The 12,741-nt window shown below is 60.5% G+C and carries 10 protein-coding genes; 7 read left to right on the top strand and 3 right to left on the bottom strand.

All coding sequences use genetic code 11. The annotated features are described in order from the left end of the window. Window positions 1–102: 102 nt before the first annotated feature. On the top strand, window positions 103–750 hold the full coding sequence (locus tag AMK05_RS10900; RefSeq protein ID WP_064838468.1) for a MarC family protein: 648 nt from the start codon (window positions 103–105) through the stop codon (window positions 748–750). A 112-nt stretch (window positions 751–862) separates the two neighbouring features. Here the strand turns inward: AMK05_RS10900 and AMK05_RS10895 are convergent, their stop codons facing one another. Next, complete coding sequence (locus AMK05_RS10895; protein WP_003586486.1) at window positions 863–1,369, bottom strand: single-stranded DNA-binding protein; 507 nt, start codon at window positions 1,367–1,369, stop codon at window positions 863–865. A gap of 283 nt (window positions 1,370–1,652) precedes the next feature. On the opposite strand from AMK05_RS10895, the gene uvrA reads away from it, so the two are divergent. Both uvrA and AMK05_RS10885 read left to right on the top strand, forming a co-directional pair. Next, window positions 1,653–4,574, top strand: coding sequence for an excinuclease ABC subunit UvrA (gene uvrA, locus AMK05_RS10890; RefSeq protein WP_064838467.1), 2,922 nt, complete (start codon window positions 1,653–1,655; stop codon window positions 4,572–4,574). Between the two features lie 70 nt (window positions 4,575–4,644). Next, entirely contained in the window at window positions 4,645–5,451 is an 807-nt protein-coding gene (locus tag AMK05_RS10885; protein WP_064841334.1) for a DUF72 domain-containing protein, read from the top strand. A gap of 6 nt (window positions 5,452–5,457) precedes the next feature. Here AMK05_RS10885 and AMK05_RS10880 read toward each other — a convergent pair whose 3' ends face one another. Continuing rightward, complete coding sequence (locus AMK05_RS10880; protein ID WP_064838466.1) at window positions 5,458–6,930, bottom strand: bifunctional ADP-dependent NAD(P)H-hydrate dehydratase/NAD(P)H-hydrate epimerase; 1,473 nt, start codon at window positions 6,928–6,930, stop codon at window positions 5,458–5,460. Window positions 6,931–7,273: 343 nt separating this feature from the next. Between AMK05_RS10880 and AMK05_RS10875 the strand changes: the two genes are divergently transcribed. The 3 genes from AMK05_RS10875 (at window position 7,274) to hspQ (ending at window position 9,589) form a co-directional block, all read left to right on the top strand. Continuing rightward, complete coding sequence (locus AMK05_RS10875; protein WP_003539626.1) at window positions 7,274–7,612, top strand: P-II family nitrogen regulator; 339 nt, start codon at window positions 7,274–7,276, stop codon at window positions 7,610–7,612. Window positions 7,613–7,691: 79 nt separating this feature from the next. Continuing rightward, window positions 7,692–9,101, top strand: coding sequence for a type I glutamate--ammonia ligase (glnA, locus tag AMK05_RS10870; RefSeq protein WP_003559365.1), 1,410 nt, complete (start codon window positions 7,692–7,694; stop codon window positions 9,099–9,101). A gap of 158 nt (window positions 9,102–9,259) precedes the next feature. After that, the gene (gene hspQ, locus AMK05_RS10865) at window positions 9,260–9,589 is read left to right on the top strand and encodes a heat shock protein HspQ (protein ID WP_003539613.1); all 330 of its coding nucleotides are present in this window, start codon (window positions 9,260–9,262) and stop codon (window positions 9,587–9,589) included. 366 nt (window positions 9,590–9,955) lie between these two features. Here hspQ and AMK05_RS10860 read toward each other — a convergent pair whose 3' ends face one another. Beyond that, complete coding sequence (locus AMK05_RS10860) at window positions 9,956–10,615, bottom strand: invasion associated locus B family protein (protein WP_064838465.1); 660 nt, start codon at window positions 10,613–10,615, stop codon at window positions 9,956–9,958. A gap of 283 nt (window positions 10,616–10,898) precedes the next feature. Here AMK05_RS10860 and AMK05_RS10855 point away from each other — a divergent pair, with 283 nt between their 5' ends. Beyond that, window positions 10,899–12,701 carry an extracellular solute-binding protein gene (locus AMK05_RS10855; protein ID WP_064841333.1) on the top strand — a complete coding sequence of 601 codons (1,803 nt, stop codon included), beginning with the start codon at window positions 10,899–10,901 and terminating at the stop codon, window positions 12,699–12,701. Window positions 12,702–12,741: the final 40 nt, after the last annotated feature.

Genomic DNA, 12,741 nt, shown 5'->3' with positions numbered 1-12,741 from the left:
GCCGCGGGCCGCCGCGGGATATTTGCCAAATCGGAATAGCCGCTTCACAATCATAAAACCACACATAATAACCACGCGGCTATATGGGGTTCCCGAGAGACGATGGCAAGCGCCGACCTATTGATCAACGCCTTCACGACGCTGCTCGTCACCATCGATCCGCCGGGGCTCGCGCCGATCTTCCTGGGGCTGACGACGGGCATGAGCCGCGCCCAGCGGACGCAGGTGGCGCTGCGCGGCTCGACCATCGCCTTCATCATCCTCGCCGTCTTCGCGCTGTTCGGGGCCGGCGTGCTCGGCGTGCTCGGCATTTCGATCGGCGCCTTCCGCATCGCCGGCGGCCTGCTGCTCTTCTGGATCGCCTTCGAGATGGTGTTCGAACGGCGCCAGGAGCGCAAGGAGAAGGCGAGCGAGGCTGCCGTCACCAAGGATCATATCGAGAATATCGCCGTCTTTCCCCTCGCCTTGCCGCTGATCGCCGGTCCCGGTGCGATCTCGGCGACGATCCTGCTTGCCGGCACGCTGCCGACCTCCATGGAAAAAGCCCAGCTGATCGCCGTCATCGCCGCCAATCTGCTGCTGACCTTCCTGATGCTGCTGATTGCCGAAAGGCTCGACCGTTTCCTCGGCGTCACCGGCCGGGCGATTCTGACACGGCTGCTCGGCGTCATCCTCGCCGCCCTAGCGGTGCAATTCGTCGTCGACGGCGCGAAAGCGGCGCTCAATCTCATCAGCGCGACGCCGCACTGAAAAGTGCGGCATCTGCCGCGCGATAAGAAATGCGCGGGATCAAAGAAAAAGAGCATGACGCCATCAAAGGCATCATGCTCTCGGATATTCATCATACAGGAAAAACGGTCGATCAGAACGGGATGTCGTCGTCGAGGTCGCGCGAGAAGTTGCCGCCGCCACCGCCGCGGCTTGGCGATGATGACGGAGCCGGGGCGCCGTAGTCATCGCCATAATCATTGTTGCTGCTGCCTCGGCCGCCGCCGGAGCTTGCACCGCCGCCTTCACCGCGGCCGTCGAGCATGGTCAGGGTCGAACCGAAGCCCTGCAGCACCACTTCCGTCGAGTAGCGGTCTTGGCCCTGCTGGTCCTGCCATTTGCGGGTCTGCAACTGTCCTTCGATATAGAGCTTGGCGCCCTTCTTCACATATTGCTCGACAACCTTGCAGAGGCCCTCGTTGAAGACGACGACCGTGTGCCATTCGGTCTTTTCACGGCGCTCGCCGGAATTGCGGTCGCGCCAGGTCTCCGAGGTCGCGATACGGAGATTGGCGATCGGCCGGCCATCCTGCGTGCGGCGGATTTCCGGGTCTGCACCGACGTTTCCAATCAGAATTACCTTGTTTACGCTACCAGCCATGCTTCTCACCCTGCCTGCCGCCCTGCCCGGCGGCGTTAATCGATCAGCGCACCTTAAACCATCGCGGACCGCCGATGCGCGTAAACGGTCGTTCATCCACATGTTTATCCCATCAGAAAGCCGCATGCATTCATCAGGAATTTTGTTCTTTATTTGTTCTAGTTTATCCGTATGATCCTGTCAACAGAATCGAAAACCTTGACCCTAGTTGACATTCAGCCTCGACTCGCCGGTCGGCATCACTAAATAAGGGCTGTTATCCCAAAGGACCAAAGCTGAGACGATGAGCGAACTGAAGACGATCTCCATCCGCGGCGCGCGCGAGCATAATCTCAAGGGCATCGATCTCGATCTGCCGCGCAACAAGCTGATCGTCATGACCGGGCTTTCGGGCTCCGGCAAGTCCTCGCTTGCCTTCGACACGATCTATGCCGAGGGCCAGCGCCGTTATGTCGAGAGCCTGTCGGCCTATGCCCGGCAATTCCTTGAAATGATGCAGAAGCCCGACGTCGACCAGATCGAGGGGCTGTCGCCGGCGATCTCGATCGAACAGAAGACCACCTCGCGCAACCCGCGCTCGACGGTCGGCACCGTCACCGAGATCTACGACTATATGCGCCTGCTCTTTGCCCGCGTCGGCGTTCCCTATTCGCCGGCGACCGGCTTGCCGATCGAGAGCCAGACCGTCAGCCAGATGGTCGACCGCATCCTCGAGTTCGGCGAGGGCACCCGTCTTTATATTCTCGCGCCGCTCGTGCGCGGGCGCAAGGGCGAGTACAAGAAGGAACTGGCGGAGCTGATGAAGAAGGGCTTCCAGCGCGTCAAGGTCGATGGCCAGTTCTACGAGATCGCCGAGGCGCCGGTGCTCGACAAGAAATACAAGCACGATATCGACGTGGTGGTCGACCGCATCGTCGTGCGCTCGGATGTCTCGGCCCGCCTGGCCGACAGTCTGGAAACCTGCCTGAAGCTCGCCGACGGGCTGGCTGTCGCCGAATTCGCCGACAAGCCGCTGCCGCCGGAGGAGACTTCGGCCGGCGGCTCGGCCAACAAGTCGCTGAACGAGACGCATGAGCGCGTGCTGTTTTCGGAGAAATTCGCCTGCCCGGTCTCCGGCTTCACCATTCCCGAGATCGAGCCCCGGCTGTTCTCCTTCAACAATCCCTTCGGCGCCTGCCCGACCTGCGACGGCCTCGGCGCCCAGCAGAAAATCGATCCGGATCTGATCGTGCCCGAGCCGGAACGGACGCTGCGCGACGGCGCGATCGCCCCCTGGGCCAAGTCGACCTCGCCCTATTACAACCAGACGCTTGAGGCGCTCGGCAAACATTACGGCTTCAAGCTCGGGACGCGCTGGAACGATCTTTCCGACGAGGCCAAGGATGTCATCCTCAACGGCACCGACGACAAGATCGAATTCCATTATGCCGACGGCGCCCGCTCCTATACGACGCAGAAGAATTTCGAAGGCATCATCACCAATCTCGAGCGGCGCTGGAAGGAGACCGATTCCGCCTGGGCGCGCGAGGACATCGAGCGCTTCATGTCGGCGGCCCCCTGCCCGTCCTGCAACGGCTTCCGCCTGAAGGCGGAGGCCTTAGCGGTGAAGATAAACACGCTGCATATCGGCGAAGTCACCGGCATGTCGATCCGCATCGCCCGCGACTGGTTCGAGACGCTGCCGGCCAGCTTCAATGCCAAGCAGAACGAGATCGCCGTGCGCATCCTCAAGGAAATCCGCGACCGGCTGCGTTTCCTCAACGATGTCGGCCTGGAATATCTCAGCCTGTCGCGCAACTCCGGCACGCTGTCTGGCGGCGAAAGCCAGCGTATCCGGCTGGCCTCCCAGATCGGCTCGGGGCTGACGGGCGTGCTCTACGTGCTCGACGAGCCGTCGATCGGCCTGCATCAGCGCGACAATGCCCGACTGCTCGACACGCTGAAGCACCTGCGCGACATCGGCAACACCGTCATCGTCGTCGAACATGACGAGGATGCGATCATGACGGCCGACGACGTGGTCGACATCGGCCCAGCCGCCGGCATTCACGGCGGCCAGGTCATCGCCCATGGCACGCCGCAGGATATTATGGACAATCCGCAGTCGCTGACCGGAAAATATCTGTCGGGCGAACTCGGCGTTCCCGTTCCCCACGAGCGCCGCAAGCAGAAGAAGGGCCGCGAGATCAAGGTGGTCGGGGCGCGCGGCAACAATCTGAAGAACGTCACGGCGGCAATCCCGCTCGGCGTGTTCACCGCGGTGACCGGCGTTTCCGGCGGCGGCAAATCCACCTTCCTGATCGAGACGCTGTATAAATCAGCGGCAAGGCGGGTGATGGGCGCGCGCGAAAACCCGGCCGATCACGACCGCATCGACGGCTTCGAGCATATCGACAAGGTGATCGATATCGACCAGTCGCCGATCGGCCGCACGCCGCGCTCGAACCCGGCGACCTATACCGGCGCCTTCACGCCGATCCGCGACTGGTTCGCCGGCCTGCCGGAAGCCAAGGCGCGCGGCTACCAGCCGGGCCGCTTCTCCTTCAACGTCAAGGGCGGACGCTGCGAAGCCTGCCAGGGCGACGGCGTCATCAAGATCGAGATGCACTTCCTGCCGGATGTCTACGTCACCTGCGACGTCTGCCACGGCAAACGCTATAACAGAGAGACGCTCGACGTCACCTTCAAGCAGAAGTCGATCGCCGACGTGCTCGATTTGACCGTGGAGGAAGGCGTCGATTTCTTCGCGGCAGTACCCGCCGTGCGCGACAAACTGCAGGCGCTGAAAGATGTCGGCCTCGGTTATATCAAGGTCGGCCAGCAGGCCAACACGCTTTCCGGCGGCGAGGCGCAGCGCGTCAAGCTCGCCAAGGAACTGTCGAAGCGCTCGACGGGACGTACGCTCTACATTCTCGACGAACCGACGACCGGCCTGCATTTCCACGACGTCGCCAAGCTGCTCGAGATGCTGCACGAACTGGTCAACCAGGGCAATTCGGTTGTGGTGATCGAGCACAATCTCGAAGTCATCAAGACGGCCGACTGGGTGCTCGATTTCGGCCCGGAGGGCGGCGATGGCGGCGGCGAGATCGTGGCTTTCGGCACGCCCGAGGCGATCGTCAAGGAGAAGCGCTCCTACACCGGACAGTTCCTCAAGGAATTGCTGGAACGGCGGCCGGCCAAGAGGGCGGCTGCGGCGGAATGACGATGAGGCCAGCCTCGCCCGAGGATCTGGAAACGGTCACGACTGAATGGCTGCCAACTGGGAGGACGACATGACGAAATCCGGCACTATCCGCACCGGCATCGGCGGCTGGACCTTCGAGCCCTGGCGCGGGCATTTCTTTCCCGATGACCTGAAGCAAAAGGACGAGCTGAATTATGCCAGCCGCCAGCTGAAGGTCATCGAGGTCAACGGCACCTATTATAGCACCCAGAAACCGGCGGTCTTCGCCAAATGGGCAGCCGACGTGCCCGAGGGTTTCATCTTTTCGCTGAAGGCCACGCGGTTCGTCACCAACCGGCGGGTCCTTGCCGAAGCTGGTGAATCGATGGAGCGGTTCCTGTCATCTGGAATCAGCGAACTCGGCGATCATCTCGGGCCGCTGCTCTGGCAGTTCGCGCCGACGAAGAAGTTCGATCCGGACGATTTCGAGGCCTTCCTGAAGCTGCTGCCGGAAAAGCAGGACGGGCTGGCGCTTCGCCACGTGGTCGAGGTGCGCCACGATTCCTTCAAGGTGCCGGAGTTCGTGGCGTTGCTGGCGAAATACGGCGTGGCGCCTGTTTGCGCCGAACATTTCGAATATCCGATGATCGCCGACGTGACGGCCGATTTCGTCTATGCCAGGCTGCAGAAGGGATCGGACGACATAACGACCTGCTATCCCGACAAGGACTTGAAGGCCTGGGCGGACCGGCTCGACACCTGGGCCGAAGGCAAGGTTCCCGACGATCTGCCGTTGATCGACGGGGAACGCAAGGTCAAGGCCGAGCCGCGCGACGTCTTCGCCTTCATGATCCATGAGGGCAAGGTGAACGCGCCGCATGGGGCGATCGCCCTGCAGAATTTGCTCCAGTCATAAGTCGAGCTAAAGCGGCAGTACCGCTAGCGCAAGCTCTTCCGCCGTCAGGCCCTTGCCGGCGCGTTGCCCTGCCTCTCCGTGCAGCCAGACGCCGGCAGCCGCGGCCTCGAAGGCCGGCAGGCCTTGGGCGAGCAATCCGCCGATGATGCCTGCGAGCACGTCGCCGGAACCGGCAGTGGCAAGCCAGGCGGGAGCGTTGGTGTTGATCAACGCGCGGCCGTCCGGCGCGGCGATGACGGTATCGGCGCCTTTATAGACGATCACGGCGTTGGCGCGGCGGGCTGCGGCCAGGGCCTTGTCCACCTTCCCAAGCGCATCGTCGCCGCTAATATCGGGAAAGAGCCGCGAAAATTCGCCCTCGTGCGGCGTCAGCACCAGCCGCGGCTTACCTTGGAAAAGATCGAAAAGCTGTTGCGGATCGTCCTTGAACGAGGAGATGCCGTCGGCATCGAGCACGAGATGGCGCTCGGCAAGGGCCGCGACGAAAGCGCGCGCCTTGACGCCGATGCCGAAACCGGGACCGAGAACGAAGGTCTGCAGCCGCTTGTCGGCGAGCCAGTCTTCAAAGTCGGCCGCGTCGTCGATTGCATGCAGCATGACGGCGGTGAGATGGGCGGCATTGGCAGCCATCGCCGCGCGCGGCGCTGCGATCGTCACCAGGCCGGCGCCCGCCTTCAGGCCTGAGGTCGCCGACATGCGCGCGGCCCCCGTCTTGTCGGCCTCGCCGGAGAAGACGACCAGATGGCCGCGCTTATATTTGTGGGTTTCCAACCGTTCGGCTGGCAGCACGGCTTTCCAGGCGTCCGGCCTGTTCTCGGCGATGACGCCGTTCGCCTCGGCCCGGATGATGCGGGCGGGAATACCGATGTCGAAGACCTCCAACTCTCCGCACAGCTCCCTGCCCGGCATCAGCAGATGGCCGGGCTTGCGAGTCATGAAGGTGATGGTGTTGCAGGCGCGGAAGGCGGCGCCCAGCACCCGGCCGGTGCGGCCATCCAGGCCGGAGGGCAGATCGATGGCAAGCACGGGAAGACCGGCCTCGGCGACCCGCTCGATCACCCTGCGGACATCGGCCGGCACCTCGCGGCCGAGCCCCGCGCCGAACAGGCCGTCAATGACGACGTCGCCGCTTTCGGGACTATAGAGGTGCAGCGGCTCGCCCAGCAGCGCGCATCCGGCTTTCGCGCGGGCCGCATCGCCCTTCAGTCTGGCGGGATCGCCAAGATGGAAGAGCGCCACCAGAGCCCCACTCTCCTGCAGATGCCGTGCAGCGACATAGGCGTCGCCGCCATTGTTGCCAGGCCCGCAGAGCACGACGAAGCGCAACGCTTCGGGATGAAGGCGCAGGGCGACGGCCGCGGCCGCGGCACCTGCTCTTTCCATCAAGGCGAAGGAATCGATGCCGGAGGCGGCAGCGGCAGCGTCGACCGCAGCCATCTCGGCAGGTGTCAAAAGAAGGTCGGACAGCTGGTGACTCATTGGCCTATTCAATCAAAAAACGCCTAAAAAACAACCGCCTGAAACATCAAAGAAAAGAACCTATTTTGTGCATTTGCCTATATTTTCATCTTGTCGAGACATAGTTGCGCGACTCCTTAAACTAAGGTTTTTTTCGATTTTCGATAGGATTTTGATCGAAGGACAGAGTTTTCCAGCTGATTTGTCACCAAATCGACATCAGAATCTCCCCAAATGCAGCGGTTTCGGCAAAATCCGCGATTTTTTTTAAGAAGATGGATTTCAAACTGGCACGATATCTGCATCATATCCGGCGAGCGGGAAAATTCCTGCCATAACGGGAGAAGCGGAGAGACATTTTCTCATGAAAAAGATCGAAGCGATCATTAAGCCTTTCAAGCTGGACGAAGTGAAGGAAGCTCTTCAGGAAGTCGGCCTGCAAGGCATTACGGTCACGGAAGCCAAGGGCTTCGGCCGTCAAAAGGGTCACACGGAACTTTACCGCGGAGCCGAATACGTCGTCGATTTCCTGCCGAAGGTGAAGGTCGAAGTCGTACTGGCCGACGAGAACGCGGAGGCCGTCATCGACGCGATCCGCAAGGCGGCGCAGACCGGCCGTATCGGCGACGGAAAAATCTTCGTTTCCAACGTCGAAGAGGTTATCCGTATCCGCACCGGCGAGACCGGCATCGACGCCATCTGACCCACTTTGCCAAGCGCGCAAAGTTCGATACGGTCAGCGCAGCTATGTATTGTCATCGTAAATCGGAGGAAGGTATTTAATGGCGACCGCAAGCGAAATTCTGAAGCAGATCAAGGAAAACGACGTGAAGTTCGTTGATCTGCGCTTCACCGACCCGAAGGGCAAGCTGCAGCATGTGACGATGGACGTTGTCTGCGTCGACGAGGACATGTTCGCTGACGGCGTGATGTTCGACGGCTCCTCGATCGGTGGCTGGAAGGCCATCAACGAGTCCGACATGGTGCTGATGCCCGATACCGAGACGGTGCATATGGACCCGTTCTTCGCTCAGTCGACCATGGTCATCGTCTGCGATATTCTCGATCCGGTTTCCGGCGAGGCTTATAACCGCGATCCGCGCGGCACCGCCAAGAAGGCTGAAGCCTATCTCAAGGCATCCGGCATCGGCGACACGATCTTCGTCGGCCCGGAAGCCGAATTCTTCGTGTTCGACGACGTCAAGTACAAGGCCGATCCCTATAATACCGGCTTCAAGCTCGATTCGACCGAGCTGCCGTCGAACGACGACACCGATTACGAAACCGGCAACCTCGGCCATCGTCCGCGCGTCAAGGGCGGCTATTTCCCGGTTCCGCCGGTTGACAGCGCCCAGGACATGCGTTCGGAAATGCTGACGGTTCTGTCCGAGATGGGCGTCGTCGTCGAAAAGCATCACCATGAAGTCGCCGCCGCCCAGCACGAACTCGGCATCAAGTTCGATACGCTGGTGCGCAACGCCGACAAGATGCAGATCTACAAATATGTCGTGCACCAGGTGGCCAATGCCTATGGCAAGACGGCGACCTTCATGCCGAAGCCGATCTTCGGCGACAACGGCTCGGGCATGCACGTGCACCAGTCGATCTGGAAGGGCGGCAAGCCGACCTTTGCCGGCGACGAATATGCCGGTCTTTCCGAGAGCTGCCTCTACTACATCGGCGGCATCATCAAGCATGCCAAGGCGATCAACGCCTTCACCAATCCGTCGACGAACTCCTACAAGCGTCTCGTCCCCGGTTATGAGGCACCGGTTCTGCTTGCCTATTCGGCCCGCAACCGCTCGGCCTCCTGCCGCATTCCGTTCGGCACCAATCCGAAGGCCAAGCGCGTCGAAGTCCGTTTCCCGGATCCGACCGCCAACCCCTATCTCGCCTTCGCCGCCATGCTGATGGCCGGCCTCGACGGTATCAAGAACAAGATCCATCCCGGCAAGGCCATGGACAAGGATCTCTACGATCTGCCGCCGAAGGAATTGAAGAAGATCCCGACCGTCTGCGGTAGCTTGCGCGAAGCGCTCGAAAGCCTCGACAAGGATCGCAAGTTCCTGACGGCCGGCGGCGTGTTCGACGACGACCAGATCGATGCCTTCATCGAACTGAAGATGGCAGAGGTGATGCGTTTCGAAATGACGCCGCATCCTGTCGAATACGACATGTACTATTCGGCCTGATCGGCCAGAACACGGAAAGTCCCGGCGTGCCGGGGCTTTCCCCTCCCAGGGTCATGGACGCCAGCAGGAGGATATGACGTTCATGTGACGCGCTTGCGCAAAAATCTTGATTTGCGCGGCACCAATCACCAAATTTGGTGATGAAAGGAAGTCGTACCATGAAAGAAAGAGTAGCAAAATTCAGTATCGGCGAAGTGGTTCGGCACAAGGTTTTCCCGTTTCGCGGCGTCATCTTCGACGTTGATCCGGAGTTCGCGAATACGGAGGAATGGTGGAATTCCATTCCGGCCGAGGTGCGCCCGAGCAGAGATCAGCCCTTCTATCACCTGCTCGCCGAAAATGACGAAAGCGAATATGTCGCTTATGTCTCCGAGCAGAACCTGATGAACGATGAAAGCGGTACGCCGCTTCGCAACCCACAGATCTATCAGATTTTCGATCAGGCCCCTTCCGGGCAGTTCAAACCCAAGATGAGCTTCGCCCACTAGATCGGTTGATCGACAGCATGAACAAGGCCTCGCCTCTCCCAGCGAGGCCTTTTCTTTTGGCGCTAAACCCGGCTCTTGTTTTTCGCTGGCAAGCCCCTCATCCGGCTGCCGCCCCCAACCGGGGTCGAGCCACGGGTCTCGACCCGTCCTTCGGACCCCCGCTCGCGGGGCGAAGGGACCAAGCCGCAATCTCTCGGTTCCCCGCATACCTCTCGCAAGACACGTCCCCTCTCCCCGTTTTTCACGGGGAGAGGGTTAGGGTGAGGGGCAGCTTCAGGTTCGGACCGAACAGCCATGGCGCCAGCAGCTTATCAATAAAAAACCCGGCACGATGCCGGGTTTCTATTCATTATGGCAGCCGCAGGATTACTGCGCCTTGGCGGCCTTCTGGGCGTCTTCCAGCTTCTTGCGGGCTTCCTCGGCCTTCTTCTGCATGCCTTCCTGCAGGCTGCGCTGGCTTTCAGCGAGCTTCGATTCGGAAACCGGTTCGCCGTCATAAGCGCCGGTGAAGCCTTCGAGCGAAATCTTGATCGGGTTCGGAGCGCGGCGGAAGTTGATCGAGGTGAAGATCACGTCGCTGCCCTTCTTGAGGCTGGCGATCATCGCGTCGGTCAGCGGAACTTCAGCGGTGCACTTGTCCGGCAGGCAGACGGCATAGTCGAGCTTCTGGCCCTTGCCGCCGTCGATCTGCATGATGACGCCCGGGGGGATCAGGCGAGCTGTCGGAACCGAGACCTGCAGGAGCTTGCGGTTGATCTTGCCGGAAACCGAGATCAAGCCAACAGCCGTAACGAGCTGGCCGCCATTGGCAAGGATCAGGTTCTGGACAACACAGATGTCGTTGTCTTCCTGCTTGCTGCAGGTTTTGTACCAGCCGAGCCTCGGCGCGCCGGCGGCCTGTGCCTGGCCATCGGCAGGAGCTGCCGCTTCCTGGGCGAAGGAGGAGACCGGAGCCGAAGCGGCGCCGAACATCACTGCCAGAACGGACAGCGCTGCCCGCATTTTCTTTTCAGACTTGAACATCATAACGAATTCCGTCTCCTGATATCCGTTCAGGACAGCGACTTGCCGCCCCAACCTCGGGTCGTTCGGCACCCACCTCTTAAAAAAATAAGGCAAATGCATGACCCCGAAACTTCGGGTTCACCTGTTACATCGCAGCGTTCAAGATATCCAGCTTTTCTTTGGCAATTTGAGGAGCATTTCGTCGCGATGCCAAAGAAATCGCCGCTTCGTGTTGGAATCGCTCGACCCCATGATAATCTCCGCGGTGAATCATGCCCGTTTTCGTGATCGCAAGGATTGCCGAATGCTCCGGATCGTCGTCCCCCTCGTCCTCTCGCTGCTGTGCGGCGCTGCCGCCGCCGAGCCGCTGTACGGCATTGCAATGCACGGCGAACCGGCCTTGCCGGCTGATTACAAACACTTCCCTTACGTCAATCCTGATGTGAAGAAGGGCGGCAAGATCACTTACGGCGTCGTCGGCACCTACGACAACCTCAACCCGTTCATCGTCAAGAGCAATCGGACGACGGCGCGCGGCATGTGGGATCCGGAATACGGCAATCTGGTCTACGAATCGCTGATGCAGCGCTCCAGGGACGAGCCGTTCACGCTCTACGGCCTGCTGGCCGAGACGGTCGAATGGGACGACGCCAGGAGCTTTATCCAATTCAATATCAATCCGAAGGCAAAATGGGCCGACGGCCAGCCGGTGACGCCTGAGGACGTGATGTTCACCTTCGAACTGATGCGTGACAAGGGCCGCCCGCCCTATTCCGATCGCCTAAAAGTCGTCACCAAGATGGAGAAGGTCGGCGAACACAGCGTGCGCTTCACCTTCAACGAAAAGGCCGACCGCGAGACGCCTTTGATTTTCGGCCTTTTCCCGGTGCTGCCGAAACATGCGGTCGATCCGGAAACCTTCGACCGCACATCGCTGACGCCGCCTGTGGGATCCGGTCCCTACAAGGTGAAGACGGTGAAGCCCGGCGAGAGCATCACCTATGAGCGTGATCCGAATTACTGGGGCAAGGACATTCCCGCTAAGGTCGGTACCGACAATTACGACCAGATCACCGTCCAGTATTTCCTGCAGGACACGACATTGTTCGAAGCCTTCAAGAAAGGTGATGTCGACCTCTACCCCGACGGTAATCCCGGCCATTGGGCCAATGCCTATAATTTTCCTGCCGCTACCTCCGGGGCCGTGATCAAGGACGTGTTCACGCCGAAACTCCCAAGCGGCATGCTCGGCTTCGTATTCAACACGCGCCGGCCGATCTTTGCCGATCTCAAGGTGCGCGAAGGCCTGTCGCTGGTGTTCGATTTCGAATGGGCAAACAAGAACCTCTATTCCGGCGCCTATAAGCGTACGCAGAGCTTTTGGCAGAATTCCGTATTTTCAAGTTTCGGCGTTCCTGCCGATGCGAGGGAACTTGCCCTGCTCGGGCCGATCAAGGACAAAATCGCGCCAGATATTCTCAACGGCACTTATAAATTGCCAGTCACCGACGGCTCCGGCCGCGACCGCAATGTGCTGAAGCAGGCCGTCGGACTGTTGAAGGAGGGCGGCTATGCGATCCAGGGCGGCAAGATGCTGGATGCCTCCGGCCACCAACTCGCCTTCGAGATCATGACGCAGAATACCGACCAGGAGAAGCTCGCAATTGCCTATCAGCGTTCACTGCAGACGATCGGCATTGCCGCTTCGATCCGCACCGTCGACGATTCGCAATATCAAAGCCGAACGAACAGCCGCGATTACGATATGATCATCAAGTCCTACACCTCGTCGCTGTCGCCCGGAAACGAGCAGCTCGGCCGATGGTCTTCAGCCGCCAAGACCAGCGATCGCGCCGACAGTTTCGCCGGTGCCGCCGATCCCGATATCGACACGCTGATCGACCATCTACTCAGGGCGCGCTCGGCAGAGGACTTCACCGCGGCGGTGCGCTCCCATGATCGGTTGCTGCTGTCCAGCCATTATGTGGTTCCGCTCTACCATATAGATCAGCAATGGGTGGCCCACAGCAAGCGCATCGGCCGTCCCGACACGGTGCCGCTTTACGGCTACCAGCTGCCGGTATGGTGGGATACGAGTGTGCAGTAAGAATCGGCCGAACCGCGCGGCCTTTATGTCTCCCTTCGGA

This window comes from Rhizobium sp. N324, from assembly GCF_001664485.1.
Lineage (GTDB): Bacteria > Pseudomonadota > Alphaproteobacteria > Rhizobiales > Rhizobiaceae > Rhizobium.
The sequence above is the reverse complement of the archived record's forward strand: the minus strand, read 5'-3'. Positions and strand labels throughout refer to the sequence as shown.

Bases quoted from the DNA above. Each gene is read 5' to 3' on its own strand.
- AMK05_RS10900 (WP_064838468.1), top strand. From the start codon at position 103: ATGGCAAGCGCCGACCTATTGATCAACGCCTTCACGACGCTGCTCGTC.
- AMK05_RS10895 (WP_003586486.1), bottom strand. From the start codon at position 1,369: ATGGCTGGTAGCGTAAACAAGGTAATTCTGATTGGAAACGTCGGTGCA.
- uvrA (WP_064838467.1), top strand. From the start codon at position 1,653: ATGAGCGAACTGAAGACGATCTCCATCCGCGGCGCGCGCGAGCATAAT.
- AMK05_RS10885 (WP_064841334.1), top strand. From the start codon at position 4,645: ATGACGAAATCCGGCACTATCCGCACCGGCATCGGCGGCTGGACCTTC.
- AMK05_RS10880 (WP_064838466.1), bottom strand. From the start codon at position 6,930: ATGAGTCACCAGCTGTCCGACCTTCTTTTGACACCTGCCGAGATGGCT.
- AMK05_RS10875 (WP_003539626.1), top strand. From the start codon at position 7,274: ATGAAAAAGATCGAAGCGATCATTAAGCCTTTCAAGCTGGACGAAGTG.
- glnA (WP_003559365.1), top strand. From the start codon at position 7,692: ATGGCGACCGCAAGCGAAATTCTGAAGCAGATCAAGGAAAACGACGTG.
- hspQ (WP_003539613.1), top strand. From the start codon at position 9,260: ATGAAAGAAAGAGTAGCAAAATTCAGTATCGGCGAAGTGGTTCGGCAC.
- AMK05_RS10860 (WP_064838465.1), bottom strand. From the start codon at position 10,615: ATGATGTTCAAGTCTGAAAAGAAAATGCGGGCAGCGCTGTCCGTTCTG.
- AMK05_RS10855 (WP_064841333.1), top strand. From the start codon at position 10,899: ATGCTCCGGATCGTCGTCCCCCTCGTCCTCTCGCTGCTGTGCGGCGCT.